Genomic DNA, 730 nt, shown 5'->3' on the forward strand with positions numbered 1-730 from the left:
TTTAATGTGGTTACAATAGATTGAATACGATGAGGGTGTCTTTTGGAAAGCTCTTCAAGCTCATAGAGGATAAAGTCAAACAGTGAATCCCTATCTTCTGGAGAGACACTGTGTAGCTGCAGTACATCATATTGCAACCAAGTGGTTAAAATTGAGAGAGAGCATTCCTAATGTAGTTGTTATGCTGCATTTTTATAAATATGTTGCCTAACTAGCTGCCAATCCTGAGCCCATTGATTGCTTGCTAAAGAGGTTCTAAGCTGCAACACTCTGTGTGCAGACTCTCGATTCCATTGCGCCTTGTGTTTCTTTTTAAATCGAGTATTAATAACACTCTCAACACCACTTTCTATTGCGCTGCTCGTATATACTTTTCCTAATGTTCGTCTTGACTCATAATCCACTAAATATGCTTTGTTATTGGCTATGTATTTCAGTAAATCATGTGCCTTATCTGCAAACTCAGTTGTTACAAGAAATCCATAAAGCTCAGATAGTCTAGTGATTGCCTCATCAGTCTTACCATGCCACACCTTCCATTTAATGGATGCAAGTTGCTCAGACTTATCACTGTTTAATTACACATAGGTAAACCCCCAGCTATGCTGGGGTGACTCCCAAAGGTTTGACCTTTACAGTATTAGTGTAGCCTTTGTTGTTGAATCAACACAACAAAGGATCAAGCCGATGAGAGACTATAAGAGTTTGTCGCATACAAGATGGGATTGCA

The 730-nt window shown here is 39.2% G+C and carries 1 protein-coding gene; it reads right to left on the minus strand.

What is annotated here, in order from left to right; genetic code table 11:
• Positions 1-179: 179 nt before the first annotated feature.
• Positions 180-533: a hypothetical protein gene (locus DNK84_RS12510; protein WP_119344820.1), complete on the minus strand. Its 354-nt coding sequence runs from the start codon at positions 531-533 to the stop codon at positions 180-182.
• Positions 534-730: the final 197 nt, after the last annotated feature.

Origin of the sequence: Facilibium subflavum, from assembly GCF_003574485.1 — a bacterium.
Taxonomy (GTDB): Bacteria; Pseudomonadota; Gammaproteobacteria; order Francisellales; family Francisellaceae; genus Facilibium; species Facilibium subflavum.